Genomic DNA, 16,457 nt, shown 5'->3' with positions numbered 1-16,457 from the left:
CCTTCCTCGACGATCGGGGGCCGGGCGCGCGGGGGCGCACCACGACCAGGGGGAGTGGTGACGAGTGAGCCGCGGCGCGGTCAGTTGGTGACGAGGTCGAACTTCTCCCACTGCCCGATGGAGGTCCGGTTGGCGATCAGCGGCGAGGCGCCGGCATTGTCCGCGGCGACGTACCGGTTGTTCACCGTGGCGCGCAGGCTCACCGTGCCGTCGGAGTTGCGGACCAACTGGAAGGTCTCCCAGGCGCCGGCGGTGGCGCGGTTGGCGATCAGCGCGGCGGCACCGGCGTTCTCGGCCGCGACGAACTGCCCGTTGCCCTTGGCGCGCAACGCCACGTTGCCGTTGGCGAGGTTGACCAGGTCGAACCGCTCGGTGGTGCCGGCGGAGCCGCGGTTGGCGATCAGCGCGGTGGTGGAGTTGGGCGCGCTGACGAACTGGTTGTTGGCCCGGGCCCGCAGGGTGGAGCCGCTGGTGGTGGGCGGCGGGGTGGTCGTCCGCGGCGAGCAGTCGGCGGTCACCGAACCCGCGGCGACCTGGAGGCCACCGAGCAGCATCCGGGTGAAGTTCGGGTCCGTGTACGACGCCTCGGTGTGCCCGAGGCCGGTGTACCAGGCCCGCCCGCCGCCGTACGCCTTGCACCAGGTGATCGGGTGGTCGCCGTTCATGTTGCCGCCGCTGTAGGACGACTCGTCGAGGCTGGCCAGGACCCGAGCGCTGGACCGGGGGTTGGTGCGGTAGTTGTACCACTCGTCGGAGCGGACCCAGGTGGCGCCGAGGTGGGCGGTCGACGGGTTGGTCTGGTCCTCGATCTTCACGGTCGCCGTCTGGATCGCCGGGTGCGAGTCGAAGTACGCGCCGACCAGCGAGCCGTACCACGGCCAGCTGTACTCGGTGTCGGCTGCGGCGTGCACGCCGACGTACCCGCCGCCGGCGGCGATGTACGACTCGAACGCGGTCTGCTGGCTGGCGTTGAGGACGTCACCGGTCGTGGACAGGAAGACCACCGCCTGGTACTGGGCCAGGTTGGAGGTGGTGAACTGGCCGGCGTCCTCGGTCGAGGTCACGGTGAAGCCGTTGGCGGAGCCGAGCTGCTGGATCGCGGCGATGCCGTTCGGAATGGAGGAGTGGCGGAAGCCCGCGGTCTTGCTGAACACCAGGACCTTGGTCAGCGGTGCCGCCGAGGCCGGTGTCGGAAGGGCTACCAAGCTGGTCAGCATCACGGCCAGGCCGGTGACGAGTGCCAACAGGCGGGAACGGGAACGCATGGTCTTGCTCCTCTGCTGAGCGTCGACCCTGGCGCGCGCGTCACGTGGGCGTGCGGGCTCGCCGAGGCCGCGATGGCGGTGGTACGGGAGCCGGGCCGCCGATGCTCGGCTGAGATGCTGCGGGGTGGTGCCTTGCCGGTGGAATCGTCCCGCAGGGGGTGTGCGCGACGCTGCGCCGTGCGGGTTACCGTGCCGGTGCTCCCCGCCCGCCGAGGGGGGAGCATCGCGTCGCTACCGACAGTGCCAGGAGACGGCTGGCGCACCGGCTTCGACCGATCGCGATCGCACCGCCGATGCGCCCGGCCGCCATAGTGGACGGTCAGGCCGCATCGACTTCTATCGCTGACGCAGTAAACCTCCGATGTCTGGGCCCCGTCAAGCCCGCGTCGGCCGACGTACGCCGCCTGAGGCGGGGTTCGTGCCACTCGTACCGCCGTGGCTCCCCGTCACGACAGGTGCGACAGAGCGACGCGGAACCAGGTGGTGTCGACGATCAGCGCGCGGGCGGCTGTCCCTGGGCGGACGGTGCCGGGCCGCGGGCGCCTCTGGTGGCCATGATGATGAGATCGGCGATCGTCTCCGGGTGGGTGACCATGGCGAGGTGTGAGGAGTCGACCTCGATCGTCGTCGCGTTCATCCGCTCGGCCAGGAACCGTTCCAGCTCGGGCGCCGTGGTGCGGTCCTGGGTGGAGATCGAGTAGTAGCAGGGCTTGTCCCGCCAGGCGGCGACCGTCGTGCGGCCCTTGAAGAGGTCGTCGGCGATCGGCCCCTGCACCGCGTAGAGCGAGCGCGCACGGACCTCATCGACTCCGCCCGCGAAATCGTCGAGGAATGCCGCCTCGCTCAGCTGTGCGTACCCGTCGTGGTGGACGAGACCGGCGTTCGCCGGCGGTGTCGGATACTTCGCCGCGAGGGCGGCGTAGTCCTCGCCGGCGTCCGGGGCGCGGGCGGCGACGTACACCAGCGCGGTGACCTTCGGATGGTTGCCGGCATCGCTGATGACGGTGCCGGCCCAGGAGTGGCCCACCAGCACCGTCGGCCCGTTCTGGCGGTCGAGGGCGCGGTTGGTCGCGGCGACGTCGTCGGTCAGGGAGGTCAGCGGGTTCTGCACCGCGGTGACGGTCAGGCCGGCCCGCTGCAGGAGGGGGATCACGTCGGACCAGGACGAGCCGTCGGCGTAGGCGCCGTGCACCAGGACGACATTGCTGGCAGGCTCGGCGCTCATCTGGACCTCCGCACGCGACGACGCGGTGCCACCGCTGACAACTCTCGCCTGACACTCTTCCGCAAGCCGACCGGGTCGGTGGGCCGAACGCCGCAGGTTCAGCCGGTCACCGTGCCGGCTCTGGTTCGACCGCCCGCCAGTCCAGGCGGTCCCGGTAGAGGTGCCGCACGACGATCCAGCTGACCGAGAACGGGATTGCCCCCATCGCCACGACTCCCAGGACGTCGGACCCGACCACGTCGAAGACCGCCCCCACGTCGCCGAACAGTTGCGCGACCGTCTGGAAGGCGACGTGGAAACCGATGCCCGCCCAGATGTCGCCGGTCGCGGCCCGGAAGGCGCCCAGCAGGAGCGCGAAGACGAAGAAGAGCGCGAGCCGGTCGGCGGACCGGGCGGCCCCGACGAGGAACCCGAACAGGGTGAACACCACGGCCTGCCCGGCGACGGCCTGCCACGCCGGTAGCCGGGTGGCGAGGTTGCGCTGCAGGTAGCCCCGGAAGATCAGCTCCTCCGGCAGTGCCTCCTTCAGAAAGACGAGCACCACCAGCAACGCCGCCACGCGCGACACGTCCCCGACGGACGTCCGCACGCTGATCTCGACCCAACCGAGGCCGAGGCAGAGCGCGAACCCCGCCCCGGCGGGGACCAGCCAGCAGGCCATGCCGAGCAGCAGACGCCGCCATCCGGCGCGCAGCGACGGCAGCCCGAGGCCGGCCCACGGGCGTCGGTCCAGGAGGCGACGGGCGACAACCACCAGGGGTACGACGAGCACCGTGGTGAGGACGGCCCCGACGGCGTGCGCGGTGCGGTCGTAGTCGCGGTCGAGCAGGGCCCCGAGGAACGACCACACCAGCACGGCGCCAGCGGACACGACGAGGACCCGCCAGGGCAGGGCGAGACGGGGCCGGGCGCTCATCACGCGCAGCGTAGCCAGTGGCGTCAACGGTGGGCCGTCAGCGACCGAGGACGAGGTAGGCGAGGCCGAGGACCCCCCGGTAACCCTCGACGTACTGACGCAACCTGTCGTCGAGTTCCGCGCGGACGTCGGCCGCGCGGGGATCCTCCGGGTACGTCAGCAGCCACTCCTGCCGACCGGCCAGCCAGGTGGACTCGAAGTCGTCCCACTCCCGCTGGTCGGCGGTGCTCAGCTGCAGCACCCGCCAGCCGCGTTCCCGGGCGGCCTCGACGAGGCCGGGCAGTTCCGTGACCTCGGGCCCGAAGATCTGCTCGGCCTGCGGGGTCGGGGGCCGTTGCCAGTAGGCGTCGCCGAACAGCAGCCGGCCTCCCGGTCGGACCACGGTGGCGAGCGCGTCCAGCGCGGCGCCGGTGCCACCGAAGGCATGCGCCGATCCGATGCACAGCACCCGGTCGGCGGGCTCCTGCCAGGCCGCCGCCTCGCCCATCACGAAGGCGACGTGCCGGTCGAGGGACCGGCTGGTCGCCAGCCTCCGCCCTCGGGCGAGCGCCGCGTCATCGGTGTCGACGCCGACGCCCCGGGTGGCGAGCGGGCCCGACACGCCACCGGAGGCGACTGCCCGCAGCAGCAGCTCACCCCAGCCACAGCCCAGGTCGAGCACCCGCGCGCCGGGGCGTACGTCGAGTCGCCGCAGCAGCAGCGTGGCGTGCTCCTCGGACAGGGGTGTGTTCCAGCGCATCCGCGCGTAGCGGCTGTCGGCGAGGTGGTCGGTTGCCTGCATCCGTCGAGGGTGTCAAGTCATGATCCGCGGCGCACCCCGGGTCCGGTGCCCGGTCGTACGGAAGGATCGGTGGGATGGACGCGGAGCAGGCGGGGGCGTTTCGGCGGCCGACACCGCAGGAGGTGGCGGCGGCCGCCGGTCGGGGCCTGCCGGACGTGATCGGCTCCGACCTGCGGGTGCTGTTCTGCGGCTTCAACCCGGGCCTCTACTCCGCCGCCGTGGGGCTGCCCTTCGCCCGCAAGGGCAGTCGGTTCTGGCCGGCCCTGCACGGCGGCGGCTTCACCGACCGGCAACTGCGCCCGTGGGAGCGTGCCGAGTTGCTGCGGCAGGGCCTGGGCATCACCAGCCTGAGCAACCGGGCCACCGCCCGCGCCGACGAGCTGACGTCGGCGGAGCTGGTGGCTGGTGTCACCGGGTTGGCGTTGAAGGCGCGGCGGTACCGGCCGCGGTGGGTGGCCATCCTCGGGGTGACCGCGTACCGGATCGCCTTCGCCCGGCCCAGGGCCGGGCTGGGCCCGCAGCCCGACCGGCTGGGCCCGGCCCGGGTCTGGGTGCTGCCGAACCCCAGTGGCCTGAACGCGCACTTCCCGCTACCCGCGTTGACCGCCGAGTTCGCCCGGCTGCGGCAGGAGGTCTAGGCGACCAGTTCCTGGTAGTAGGGCTGCATCGCGGGGTGGTAGTCGTCGAAGTCGGGGCGGGGGGAGCCGTCCCGGGACGCGACGAGCATGTCCAGGTAGTACTCCCAGCCGGCGCCCACCTCGGCGATGCCCTCCACGCTGGTGAGGTGCTGGACGAACCGCAGCTCGGTGGTGCCGTCGGCTTCGGTCAGCGTCAGCTCCAACAGCCAGGTCCCGTAGCTGTCGATCATCGAGACGGCAAGATGCCGCTCCGGTTCGCAGGCGTCGATCCGAACGTCGCACCAGGGCTGCTGCTCCTCGTACGCCATCTGCACCCGGATGCTGCGTCCGGGCGCCGCGTCGCCCTCCCAGGGGCCGAACCAGCGGGCTGTGCGCTCCGGCTCGGTCAGGCTGGCCCAGACGTCCCCCGCCGGGGCGCGGAACGTGCGGGTGAGGACGAGGTCGTGGCCGGTGGCGGTGCGAAACAGGCGTCCGGCGGGTGTGCGGGTCATGCCGTGTTCTCCCTTCGGTGGGCCGCCGGGCCGCGGCTGCGGCGCTCCCGGCGGGTGCGATAGACCTCGGTCTCCAGCGCGTCGAGATGCCGCTCCCACCGGTCGGTGCCGGCGAGCCCGGCGAGCCAGCCGACCAGTGGCGCGAGGGGACCCGGGTCGAGGTGGTAGACCCGCTGCCGACCGACCAGTTCGTCGCGAACCAGCCCGCTCTCGCGCAACACCCGCAGGTGGCGGCTGATGGCGGGTCGGCTGATCACGAACCGTCGAGCGATGTCGCCAGCCGCCAGAGGTTCGTCGCGCAACATGGTCAGGATGTGCCGTCGCACCGGGTCCGCAATCGCGGTGGCCACCTCGTCCACCGCTGAAGCGTAACCTATGGGTTACGCGTCAGCGGTGTCGGTGCGTCGATGGTGGGCACATGATCACTTGACCTGGCACTCTTTACGCCATGGCCGCCCTCCTTCGCTCCCGCATGACCGACTGGACTTTTGTCGTACCCGTGCTCGCCGTTCTGGTGTTGATCCTCACCTGGGGACGGAGCCTGCCAGGGCCGGTCATCGTGGTGGTCGCGGTTCTCCTCGGTGGCGCGGTGCTCGCGGCCGTGCACCACGCGGAGGTGGTCGCCCACCGGGTGGGGGAGCCGTACGGCTCGCTGGTGCTGGCCGTCGCCGTCACCGTGATCGAGGTCGCCCTCATCGTCACTCTGATGATCAGCGGGCCGGAGAAGACCCAGTCGCTCGCCCGCGACACGGTCTTCGCCGCCGTCATGATCACCTGTAACGGAATACTCGGCCTGTCCCTGCTGCTCGGTGCCCTGCGCCGTCGCGTCGCGGTGTTCAACCCGGAGGGCACCGGCGGGGCCCTCGCGACCGTGATCACCCTGGCCACCCTGAGCCTCGTCATCCCGACCTTCACCACGGCCCGCCCCGGCCCGGAGTTCAGCCCCGCCCAGCTCGCCTTCGCCGCCGTCGCCTCGCTGGCGCTGTACGGGTTGTTCGTGCTCGTGCAGACCGGCCGGCACCGCGACTACTTCCTCCCGGTCGACAGCCGCGGCCAGGTCATCGACGCGGAGGAGCACGCCAAGCCGCCCACCACCCGCGCGGCGCTGGTCAGCCTCGGCCTGCTGCTGGTGGCACTGGTCGCGGTGGTCGGTGACGCCAAGACCGTCTCGCCGACCATCGAGGCCGGTGTCGCGGCGGCGAACCTGCCGCACGCGTTCGTCGGTGTGATCATCGCCCTGCTGGTGTTGCTGCCGGAGACCCTGGCCGCCGCCCGCGCCGCGCGCCGCGACCGCGTGCAGATCAGCCTGAACCTGGCTCTCGGCTCCGCGATGGCCAGCATCGGCCTGACCATCCCGGCCATCGCGATCGCCTCGATCTGGCTGGACGGCCCGCTGCTGCTCGGCCTCGGCGGCACCCAGCTCGCCCTCCTCGCGCTGACCGCGGTGACCGGCGTGCTGACCGTCGTACCCGGCCGGGCCAACGTGCTCCAGGGTGGCGTGCACCTGGTGCTGTTGGCCGCCTTCGTGTTCCTGGCCGCCAGCCCGTGATCCGCACCGCCCGCCGGGTCAGCCGGCGAGCGGCGGGTCGCCGAGACGCTCCGCGCGGGCGTTCAGGTAGCGCTGCTGCGCCAGGTTCGTCGACCGTGCCGCCGCCATCCGGTACGCCTCCCGCGCCGCGACCCGGTCACCGACCATCTCCGACAGGTGGGCGCGAGCGGCCGGCAGCCGCGGGTCGTCGGCCAACCGCGCGTCGCCGGCCAGCTCGGCGAGCAGCGCCAACCCGTCCGACGGGCCCCGGCTCATCGCCACCGCCACCGCGTGGTTGAGCGCCACCACCGGGTTGTCCGAGATGCCCAGCAGCACCTCGTACAGGGCGGTGATCTGCGCCCAGTCGGTGTCCCGCGCGCTGGGCGCCTCGTCGTGCACGGCGGCGATGGCGGCCTGTAGCTGGTACGCCCCGACCACCCCGCGCGGCAGCGCCTGGGTGATCAGTTCGATCCCCTCGGCGATCTGGTCGGCCCGCCACCGGGAGCGGTCCTGCTCGGCCATGGGCACCAACTCACCGGTTGGGCCGATCCGCGCCGGAGCGCGGGCATCGGTGAGCAGCATCAACGCGAGCAGCCCGGTGACCTCGGGGTCCTCGGGCAGCAGCCGGTGCACCAGGCGGGTCAGCCGGATCGCCTCGGCGGTCAGGTCGGCGCGCAGCAACCCCGGGCCGGCCGTGCGCGCGTACCCCTCGGTGAAGACCAGGTAGAGCACGTGCAGCACGGCGGCGAGCCGGTCGGCCCGCTCCGCCTCGGTGGGTGGCGCGAACCGCAGTCCACTGTCGCGGATCCGTTGCTTTCCCCGGCTGATCCGCCGGGTCATCGTCGCCTCCGGCACCAGGAACGCGCGGGCCACCTCGGCGGTGCTCAACCCGCCCACCGCGCGTAGCGTGAGCGCGATCTGCGACGCCGGCGACAGCGCCGGATGGCAGCACAGGAAGAGCAGGACGAGCGTGTCGTCCGCGTCCGCACGCGGTCGGTCAGCCGGCGGAGCGCGCCACTGCTCCGGCAGCACCCACCGGGCCACCCTGTCCTCCCGCCGCGTCCGGGCCTGGTCGCGGCGTAGCAGGTCGGTCAGCCGGCGGGACGCGACGGTGACCAACCAGCCGCGCGGGTTCTCCGGTACGCCGTCGCGCGGCCAACCGTCGGCCGCGGCGATCAGCGCCTCCTGCACCGCGTCCTCGGCGGTGTCGAAGTGCCCGTACCGGCGTACCAGCGCGCCGAGGACCTGCGGCGCCAGCTCGCGCAGCAGGTCCTCGACCCGTGTCTCGGGCACCGCTCAGCCGGCCAGGTCCTCGATGCCTTCCAGCACCGGCCGCACGTCCACGTATCCGCCCGGGGCGTCCGGGTCCACCAGGCCGGCCGCGATCTCGGTGGCCCGGTCGAAGCTGGCGCACTCCACGATCGTGTAACCCGCCAGGACCTCCTGCGTCTCCGGGTATGGGCCGTCGGTGACCACCGGGGCGCCCTCACGTACCTGCACGCGGCGGGCGTGCACCGGCTCGCTCAAGCCCTGGGCGTCGACCAGTTCCCCGGACTCGGCCAGCGCCTGGTGGAAGGTCTCCATGTGCTTGTGCATCGCCGCGATCTGCTCGGCCGACATCGCGGGCCGCTCGGTCGCCCGCCCGGACAGCACGTCGTAGTCCTGCTGCGAGCCGTAGAGCAGAATCATGTACCTCATGATGCGTCTCCTCCTGTCCTCGGGCGCCCTCCGGCGCCCCCACAGGGAACGTCGAACCCGCGCCCCGTCCCCGGACACACCCACCCCACCCGATCTGTCGATCATGAAGTTGTCGTGGCGACACGCCGAGCGGGGTGACGCCAACTTCATGATCACCGGAGGGTGCGGGGTGGTGGGCGGGCGGTAGGTTGGCGGCTGTCGGAGGGCGGGCCGGGTGAACCGTTCGGTCGGGGCGCACGTGAATCCGGTGACGGGCTTGGCGCTCGTATCGTCGGGGGTACCGCGTGGCGCGAGCACCGAGGTCTGGGGAGGCACAGTGAGGGCACGGTCAGGACGCGGCGCCCGCGGCTCCGTGGCGGCCCTGCTGGTCGCCGCGCTGGTGTCGCTAGCCTGTGCGGGCGGTGGGCTGGCCGAGCCGGAGGGTGAGCGTCCCGCACCGCGACAGTCGCAGGCGTCGCCGGGGCCCAGCACCACCCGGGCCGACAGCACCACGAGCGTCGCCGAGTTCGAGCAGGACGTCGCCGACGCGCAGACGATCGCCGAACGTTACTGGGCAGCCCACTTCACGGCATCCGGGCAGCGGTTCCAACCGGTCCGGCGGATCACCCCGTACCAGCGGGCGGGCGAGGTGTCCTGCGGCGGCGAACCACTGCCCCGCAACAACGCGGTCTACTGCTCGCGGGGCGACTTCATCGCGTACGACGTCGGCTGGTCGGTGGCGGCGTTCCGCCAGATCGGTGACGCCTTCGTGTTCTACCTGCTCGGGCACGAGTACGCGCACGCCGTGCAGGTGCGGCTCGGCATCAACTACAGCTTCACCATCCAGCAGGAGTTGCAGGCCGACTGCATGGCCGGGGCGTACCTCGGCGACTCGGTGCGCTCCGGTGCCCTGACCCTGGCCGAAGGTGACCTGGACGAGTTCCGCGAGGGGCTGACGGCGGTGGGCGACGACCCCGACCAGCCGTGGTTCGCCGAGGGCTCGCACGGCACCGCCGAGCAGCGCACCGACTCGTTCTTCCGCGGCTACGAGCGCTCGCTGGCGGCCTGCGACCTGGGCTGAGCGGGTTGCCCGGATCACGTGCACGCCCATCGCGGCTGTCGGCGGTGGTGGGGCCTGGCAGGATCGCCGGTGTCGGCCACGACCCTGGAGGATCCGCTGAACAGCCATCACCCCGCCGCCGTGCTCTTCGACATGGACGGCACGTTGGTCGACAGCGAGAAGCTGTGGGACGTCGCGTTGCAGGAACTCGCCCGGGAGTACGGGGGTGAACTCTCCGTCGACGCCCGCCAGTCGATCATCGGTACCGCCATGGCCGAGTCGATGCGCATCCTGCACGACGACCTGGGGCAGCCCGAACGGGACCCGGAGATCAGCGCGGCGTGGATCAACGCCCGGATCCTGGAACTGTTCCGCACCGGCCTGCCCTGGCGACCCGGCGCGTTCGAGCTGCTGCGCGCGGTCCGCGCGGCGGCAATCCCCACCGCGCTGGTCACCTCCAGCCCTCGGGCGCTGGTCGAGATCGCCCTGGACACCCTCGGTCGGGACAACTTCGACACGGTGGTCGCCGGCGACGAGGTGGTGGCGGCCAAGCCGCACCCCGAGCCGTACCTGACCGCGGCTCGGCTGCTGGGTGTGCCGATCGAGCGGTGCGTGGCGATCGAGGACTCGCCGACCGGGGTGGCCAGCGCGCTCGCCTCGGGCGCGGCGGTGCTCGCCGTACCGGCGGAGGTGGCGTTGCCGAGCACCGTCGGCGTACACCAGGTGGAGAGCCTGGCCGACGTGGACCTGGAGCTGCTCGCGGCGCTGCTGACCGATCGGGCCGCGACGACCGCCTGACCCACCCGGCGCGGGTCAGGGGCGCTCGGCTGACGCGACCGGCCGGCTCACTGGCGCTCGGCGAAGACCGCGGCGACCACCTGGTAGCTGTCGAACGCCCGCGCGGCCCCCGCGTACGCGGCCAGGTGGATGAACAGTTCGACGATCTCCTCCCTGGTCACGCCCGAGGTCAGCGCGATGCGCAGCTGCCCGCGCAGCGGCTCGTGGGTGCCGAGGGCGGCGGCGATCGCCACCGAGACCAGGCACCGGCTGCGTAGGTCCAGTCCCTCCCGGGGCCAGGCCGCGCCGAACGTCTGCACGGTGGCGAGACGGCGGAAGTCGTGCCCCACCGACGGTTCGCCCTCGCCGAGCGGTAGGACCAACGGCTGGCCGAGCAGCCGCTCGGCGTTGTCGAGTGCCTCCTGGTACGCGTCCTCATCGGTCATGTCACCGGCCCCGGCTCTCCGGCCGCCCGGGTCGCGGGCGGGCCGGCACCCTGCCGGCAGCACCAGCCTGGCAGTCGTGCGCGGGTGGCCGAGGGGGAATGGGACAGTTTGAGGCCCCCGGTCGCGCGGATGGCGACCGGGGGCCTCGGCAGTGCCGATCAGTCGTGGGCGATGGCGCCCAGGACGTTGATCCGTGCCGCCCGGATGGCCGGGAGCACCGCGGCCACCACACCGATGATCGCGGCGAGGCCGAGGAAGACACCCATCTGCCCCCAGGGCAGGATCAGGTCGGTGATGCCCTCGTCCTTGAGCGCCTCGACCACCGCGGCGCCGAGGCCGGTGCCGACCGCCACGCCCAGCAACGCGCCGAACACGGAGATCACCACCGCCTCCACGGTGATCATGCCCATGGTCTGCGACCGGCGTAGCCCGATGGCGCGCAGCAGCCCCAACTCGCGGGTCCGCTCGAGCACCGACAGCGCCAATGTGTTGATGATGCCGAGCACGGCGATGACGATGGCCAGCGCCAACAGGATCTGGATCATCGTCAGCAGTCCGTCGAGCGAACTCGTCTGCTGCTTGATGAACGCGTCCCGGTCGGCCACCGACACCTCGGGGCTGTCCGCGAGAAGCGCCTCCACCTGCGGCTGCACGTCGGCCACCCGAGTGCCCGGGGCCAACTGGATGAAGCCCTGGATGGGCTGCGGGATGGTGAAGTCCCGCGCGGCCGTCGCCGGCAACGTCACCGGGTTGGTCAGCTGCGACGACTCGTAGATGCCGCTGACCGTGTAGGTGCGTTCCGCGCCCCGGGCCAACTGCACCTGCACCGTCGAGCCCACCGACCAGCCACGGGACGTGGCGGTGTCGGAGCTGGCCAGCATCTGGGTCGGCCCCAACCGGTCGATGTCACCGGCGGTGGCCTTCGCGCCGAAGATCTGCCGCAGCGACGCGACGTCGCTGCTCGCGGCGACCCACGTGCTCTCGCCGCCGACCTTCGCCATGTCGCCGTACTCGCCGTCGACCAACCGCACACCGGGCAGGGCCTTGGCCCTGTCCAGCACACCCGGGTCGAAGGTCGGCGGACGCGGGCCGCCCTGCACGCCGGCGATCACCAGCTCGGCCTTGATGGTGTCCTTGGCGAGCGCGCTGATGCTGCCCTTGGCCGAGTCGAGGATGACCGTGACGCCGGTGACCAGCGCGATGCCGACCATCAACGCGGCGGCCGTGATGGCCGTGCGGCGCGGGTTGCGCCCGGAGTTGAGCCGGCCCAGCTTGCCCGGCACCGACCACGAGAAGATCGCCCCGAGCAGGCTCACCACCGGCCGGCTGATCAGCGGGGTCAGCAGCGCCACCCCGATGAAGGCGAACAGCACCCCACCGAGGATGGTGGCCAGGGTCTGACCGCCGGCGTTGCCGCTGAGCCCGAGGAACAACAGCACCGCCCCGACACCGGTGACCAACGACCCGGCCACGGTGACCTTGGTCAACGGCCGGTCCGGGGTGGCCACGTCCTGCATGGCCGCGATCGGCGGGATCCGGGACGCCCGCAGCGCCGGCAGCAACGCCGCCACCACGGTGATCACCAGACCGACGGCGAACGACCCGATCACCGCCGCCGCCGGCACGCCGATCCCGGCGAGAGTGAGCCCACCGGCCAGCTTGCCGAACAGGTACGCCAGCAGCGCGCCCACGCCGATGCCGGCGGCCAGGCCGAGCACCGAGGCGATCAATCCGACCGCGATGGCCTCCAGCACCACCGACCCGATGATCTGCCGGCCGCTGGCCCCGATGGCGCGCATCAGCGCCAACTCGCGGGTGCGCTGGGCCACGATGATCGAGAAGGTGTTGAGGATCAGGAAGGTGCCCACCAGCAGGGCGACCGCGGCGAAGCCGAGCAGGATCTTGTTGAAGAACGACAGACCCTCCTTCAGGCTGGCCGAGGCGTCCGCGGCGACCTGCTCGCCCGTCTTCACCTCGAAGTCCGCGCCGAGGGTGCGGGCCACGTCGTCACGCAGCTTCTCGTCGGAGACGCCGTTGGCGGCCTGCACGGTGATGCTGCTGAACGTGTCCGGCTCGCCCAGCATCAGCCGCTGCGCCACCGGCGTGGTGAAGAAGACCTCGTTGACCCCGCCGATCGAGTCCCGGTCACCGCTGTAACCGAACACGCCGACCAGGGTGAAATCCCGCTTCTTCGACTCGAACGCGGTGAGCACGCCGACCTTCTGGCCGACCTGCAGCTTCGCCGCGGTGGCCAGGCCCTTGTTGATGACGATCTCGTCCTCGGCCTGCGGCGCGCGTCCCTCACGCAGTTGCAGCAGGTCGCTCTCACCGGTCCAGTTCTCGCCCAACTGCGGCGGACCGAACGAGGTGACCACCTTGCCGTTGCTGCCGATCACCCGGGCGCCGTCGGCGTTGACGATGCCCGTCGCCGAGGCGACCCCCGGCACCTGCTTCACCCGGTCCACCACGGCGGCGGGCAGCGGAGCGGCGGTCTGCTCGCCCTCCAACTCGCTCAGCTCGACCTTCGGCTTCCCCGCGACGTTCACGTCGATCTCGGAGAAGCCGTCGGCGAAGACCGAGTCGAAGGAGCGGCCCAGCGTGTCGGTGAGGACGAACGCGCCGGAGACGAACATCACTCCGAGCACCACCGCCAACCCGGACAGGATCAGCCTGACCTTGCGGGCCAGCAGACTCTTCAGCGTCGCGCGGAACATCAGTTGCCCACCTCGGCGGGAGTGTCCAGCTTCTTCATCGTGTCGAGCACCGTCTCGGCGGTCGGCTCGATCAGCTCCGAGACGATCTCGCCGTCGGCGAGGAAGACCACCCGGTCGGCGTACGCGGCGGCGGTCGGGTCGTGCGTGACCATCACGATCGTCTGACCATGCTCACGCACCGAGTTGCGCAGGAAGTTGAGCACCTCCGCGCCGGAGCGCGAGTCCAGGTTGCCGGTCGGCTCGTCCGCGAAGATCACCTCGGGGCGGGAGACCAGCGCCCGCGCGCACGCCACCCGCTGCTGCTGCCCGCCGGAGAGCTGCGCCGGCCGGTGGTCCAACCGGTCCCGCAGGCCGACCGTCTCGATCACCGTGTCGTACCAGGCCGGATCCGGCTTGCGCCCGGCGATCGACAGCGGCAGCAGGATGTTCTCCTTGGCGGTCAGGGTGGGCAGCAGGTTGAACTGCTGGAAGATGAAGCCCACCTTGTCGCGGCGCAGCTTCGTCAGCCCCGCGTCGCCGAGCCCGGTGACCGTCGTCTCGCCGATCGCCACCGTGCCCCGGGTAACCGCGTCCAGGCCCGCCAGGCAGTGCATCAGCGTCGACTTGCCGGAACCCGACGGCCCCATGATCGCGGTGAACTGGCCGCGTTCGAACTCCGCGCTGACCCCCCGCAGCGCGATGACCTGGGCCTCGCCACTGCCGTACACCTTCCACACGTCGTTCGCCCGGGCCGCGGCCTGCGCCTCCTGGCCTACCGTCGCGGTCACGTCATCTACCTCTTCCGTCTGTCGAAATTCACGCCGCCCCCCGATGGTCCGGCGCGACTGTTCCATCATCGGCGCTGCTCACGCCCGCTCCGTCCGCCCACGGGCTGACCCGGTGCGGATTTCCCGCTGCGGGTGCACCCTTATGTCACGTCAGGGTTGCCCCTGACCCGACGGACGGTCGAGCCGATTTCCCACCCTCCCGCCTCACGTCACAGGAGGGTCAACCGCGCCGGGCCTTCTCCGGTCACGGTAGGTGACGGCGGCAACGGCAGCCGTCACCCCACGGTGGGATCTTCGAGTACGCCGGGTGAGGTACCCGGGCCGACGCAGCTACGCCCGAGGGCGGACCAGACCCGACTCGTACGCCAGCACCACGGCCTGCACCCGGTCGCGCAGTCGCAGCTTGGTCAACACGTGCCCGACGTGGGTCTTGATGGTGGTCTCGCTGACCGAGAGCACCGCGGCGATCTCGGCGTTGGACAGCCCTCGCGCGACCTGCACCAGCACCTCACGTTCCCGGTCGGTGAGCGCGTCGAGCGCCGCCGCGGGCGCCGCCGCCGGGTCGGGCAGCAGCGCGGCGAACCGATCCAGCAGCCGCCGCAGGATCCGCGGCGCCACCACCGCGTCCCCACCGGCGATCGTGCGGATCGCCGAGATCAACTCTTCGGCCGGCACGTCCTTGGCCAGGAACCCACTGGCGCCCGCGCGCAACGCGCCCACCACGTACTCGTCTAGGTCGAAGGTGGTCAACACGAGCACCCGCACCGGCAGGCGGGCCTCGACGATCGCCCGGGTCGCGGCCACCCCGTCCATCCGGGGCATCCGGATGTCCATCAGGACCACGTCGGGCAGCAGCCGGCGGGACAGCTCCACCGCCTCCACACCGTCCCCGGCCTCCGCCACCACGTCCAGGTCGCCCTCGGCGCCCAGCACCATCCGGAACCCGGTACGTAGCAGCGGCTGGTCGTCGGCGAGCAGGATCCGCACCGGCCGTGCCGGGGTCACCCGATCGGTCATCTTTTCTCCCGTCCCGTGCTGCCGCACCGGTCATCCTCGCGTACACCAGGCGGTGCGTCGCGGATCACCGTAGAGGCCGGCCCGTCGCGCCGTCCCGACCGCAGCGGCACCGTCGCGGTCGGGTGGGCGGGTCGTGGGGCCACGGCGGGCCCCACGGAACAGGGCGGGCGGGGGAGCAGGGCGGGCGATCAGCGTCGCCGGGCCGGCCTCAGCGCGTTGCGGGACCGGCCGTCACTCGTCGGCGCCCGGCGCCACCGGAGCGGACCGGGAGTCGCGCAGCGGGTCGGCGTTCGTCGCCGCGACCGGGAACGGCGGTGGGGTGCCACCGAAGGTGGGACACAGGGCCTGGTGGCTGCACCAGTCGCAGAGCCGACTCGGCCGGGGCCGGAAATCCTGCCGGGCGGTGGCCTGCTCGATCGCCCGCCACAGGGCGACGACCGTACGCTCGAAGCGAACCAGCTCGTCGGCGTCCGGCGTGTAGTCCAACACCTCGGCGTCGCGCAGGTAGAGCAGCCGCAGCACCTTGGGCACCACCCCCCGGGTGCGCCACAGCACCAGCGCGTAGAACTTCAGCTGGAACAGCGCGCGCGCCTCGAACGCCTCCCGTGGCGCGCCGCCGGTCTTGTAGTCGACCACCCGCAGCGCCCCGTCCGGGGCGACGTCGAGCCGGTCGAGGTAGCCCCGGATCAGCAACTCCTCGTCGACCACCGCCGAGATCAGGCTCTCCCGCTCGGCCGGCTCCAGCCGGGTCGGGTCCTCCACCGCGAAGTAACCCTCCAACAGCCCGGCGGCCGAGCGGAGGAACTCCGCCGGGTCGGTCGGCTCCGCGCCGTCGAAAAGCCCGGCCAGCTCCGGCTGCTCGGTGACCAGCCGGTCCCACTGGGGTGCCACCAGATCGCCGGCCGCGGCCGGCGTGCGCCCCTGCGCGGGCAGGTCGAACAGCCGCTCCAGCACCGCGTGCACCAGCGTGCCCCGGGCCTGCTCCATGGTGGTGCGCTCGGGCAGCCGGTCGATGCTGCGGAACCGGTAGAGCAACGGGCAGGTCTTGAAATCCGCCGCCCGCGACGGCGACAGCGACGCCCGCACCGTCGGCGGCGCCTGCGCCGGGGAGGAGGGCTGGGAGGTGGTGACCGGTTCCGCCGTCATGTCGGCAAA

17 protein-coding genes are annotated in these 16,457 nt (G+C 72.0%); 4 read left to right on the top strand and 13 right to left on the bottom strand.

From position 1 onward, the window contains the following. Nucleotides 1-80 precede the first annotated feature (80 nt). From ABGB10_RS12430 to ABGB10_RS12415, 4 genes are all read right to left on the bottom strand, one after another. Complete coding sequence (locus tag ABGB10_RS12430) at nt 81-1,217, bottom strand: ThuA domain-containing protein (RefSeq protein WP_347661172.1); 1,137 nt, start codon at nt 1,215-1,217, stop codon at nt 81-83. A 541-nt stretch (nt 1,218-1,758) separates the two neighbouring features. Then, a complete protein-coding gene (locus ABGB10_RS12425; protein WP_347661017.1) occupies nt 1,759-2,490 on the bottom strand; it encodes an alpha/beta hydrolase in 732 nt (243 codons plus the stop codon). Between the two features lie 106 nt (nt 2,491-2,596). After that, nucleotides 2,597-3,406, bottom strand: a complete 810-nt coding sequence (locus tag ABGB10_RS12420) for a CPBP family intramembrane glutamic endopeptidase (RefSeq protein WP_347661016.1) — start codon at nt 3,404-3,406, stop codon at nt 2,597-2,599. A gap of 37 nt (nt 3,407-3,443) precedes the next feature. Further along, nucleotides 3,444-4,187 carry a methyltransferase domain-containing protein gene (locus ABGB10_RS12415; protein WP_347661015.1) on the bottom strand — a complete coding sequence of 248 codons (744 nt, stop codon included), beginning with the start codon at nt 4,185-4,187 and terminating at the stop codon, nt 3,444-3,446. 74 nt (nt 4,188-4,261) lie between these two features. Here ABGB10_RS12415 and mug point away from each other — a divergent pair, with 74 nt between their 5' ends. Continuing rightward, complete coding sequence (gene mug / locus ABGB10_RS12410; RefSeq protein ID WP_347661014.1) at nt 4,262-4,825, top strand: G/U mismatch-specific DNA glycosylase; 564 nt, start codon at nt 4,262-4,264, stop codon at nt 4,823-4,825. Here the strand turns inward: mug and ABGB10_RS12405 are convergent. Continuing rightward, nucleotides 4,822-5,316, bottom strand: coding sequence for an SRPBCC family protein (locus ABGB10_RS12405; RefSeq protein ID WP_347661013.1), 495 nt, complete (start codon nt 5,314-5,316; stop codon nt 4,822-4,824). The genes mug and ABGB10_RS12405 overlap by 4 nt on opposite strands. Then, on the bottom strand, nt 5,313-5,675 hold the full coding sequence (locus tag ABGB10_RS12400; RefSeq protein ID WP_347661012.1) for a metalloregulator ArsR/SmtB family transcription factor: 363 nt from the start codon (nt 5,673-5,675) through the stop codon (nt 5,313-5,315). Before ABGB10_RS12400 ends, ABGB10_RS12405 begins: the two co-directional genes overlap by 4 nt. Nucleotides 5,676-5,764: 89 nt before the next feature. On the opposite strand from ABGB10_RS12400, the gene ABGB10_RS12395 reads away from it, so the two are divergent. Beyond that, nucleotides 5,765-6,865 carry an ionic transporter y4hA gene (locus ABGB10_RS12395; protein ID WP_347661011.1) on the top strand — a complete coding sequence of 367 codons (1,101 nt, stop codon included), beginning with the start codon at nt 5,765-5,767 and terminating at the stop codon, nt 6,863-6,865. An 18-nt stretch (nt 6,866-6,883) separates the two neighbouring features. Here ABGB10_RS12395 and ABGB10_RS12390 read toward each other — a convergent pair whose 3' ends face one another. Both ABGB10_RS12390 and ABGB10_RS12385 read right to left on the bottom strand, forming a co-directional pair. After that, a complete protein-coding gene (locus tag ABGB10_RS12390; protein ID WP_347661010.1) occupies nt 6,884-8,137 on the bottom strand; it encodes a sigma-70 family RNA polymerase sigma factor in 1,254 nt (417 codons plus the stop codon). Nucleotides 8,138-8,140: 3 nt separating this feature from the next. Further along, on the bottom strand, nt 8,141-8,542 hold the full coding sequence (locus ABGB10_RS12385; protein ID WP_347661009.1) for a YciI family protein: 402 nt from the start codon (nt 8,540-8,542) through the stop codon (nt 8,141-8,143). Between the two features lie 256 nt (nt 8,543-8,798). On the opposite strand from ABGB10_RS12385, the gene ABGB10_RS12380 reads away from it, so the two are divergent. After that, nucleotides 8,799-9,602: a neutral zinc metallopeptidase gene (locus ABGB10_RS12380; protein WP_347661008.1), complete on the top strand. Its 804-nt coding sequence runs from the start codon at nt 8,799-8,801 to the stop codon at nt 9,600-9,602. A gap of 120 nt (nt 9,603-9,722) precedes the next feature. Further along, nucleotides 9,723-10,379 (top strand): HAD family phosphatase, encoded by a 657-nt coding sequence (locus tag ABGB10_RS12375; RefSeq protein ID WP_347661171.1) that lies wholly within the window; start codon nt 9,723-9,725, stop codon nt 10,377-10,379. 47 nt (nt 10,380-10,426) lie between these two features. Here ABGB10_RS12375 and ABGB10_RS12370 read toward each other — a convergent pair whose 3' ends face one another. From ABGB10_RS12370 to ABGB10_RS12350, 5 genes are all read right to left on the bottom strand, one after another. Continuing rightward, nucleotides 10,427-10,804: a carboxymuconolactone decarboxylase family protein gene (locus ABGB10_RS12370; protein ID WP_347661007.1), complete on the bottom strand. Its 378-nt coding sequence runs from the start codon at nt 10,802-10,804 to the stop codon at nt 10,427-10,429. Between the two features lie 158 nt (nt 10,805-10,962). Beyond that, nucleotides 10,963-13,518, bottom strand: coding sequence for an ABC transporter permease (locus ABGB10_RS12365; protein WP_347661006.1), 2,556 nt, complete (start codon nt 13,516-13,518; stop codon nt 10,963-10,965). Then, a complete protein-coding gene (locus ABGB10_RS12360; RefSeq protein ID WP_347661005.1) occupies nt 13,518-14,285 on the bottom strand; it encodes an ABC transporter ATP-binding protein in 768 nt (255 codons plus the stop codon). Before ABGB10_RS12360 ends, ABGB10_RS12365 begins: the two co-directional genes overlap by 1 nt. 330 nt (nt 14,286-14,615) lie before the next feature. Next, a complete protein-coding gene (locus tag ABGB10_RS12355; protein ID WP_347661004.1) occupies nt 14,616-15,302 on the bottom strand; it encodes a response regulator transcription factor in 687 nt (228 codons plus the stop codon). Nucleotides 15,303-15,533: 231 nt separating this feature from the next. Next, on the bottom strand, nt 15,534-16,448 hold the full coding sequence (locus ABGB10_RS12350) for a RecB family exonuclease (RefSeq protein WP_347661003.1): 915 nt from the start codon (nt 16,446-16,448) through the stop codon (nt 15,534-15,536). Nucleotides 16,449-16,457 lie beyond the last annotated feature (9 nt).

The organism is Micromonospora sp. B9E7, from assembly GCF_039871815.1.
GTDB lineage: Bacteria > Actinomycetota > Actinomycetes > Mycobacteriales > Micromonosporaceae > Micromonospora.
Note: the sequence above shows the minus strand (reverse complement) of the source record. Positions and strands in the feature narration are given on the sequence as shown.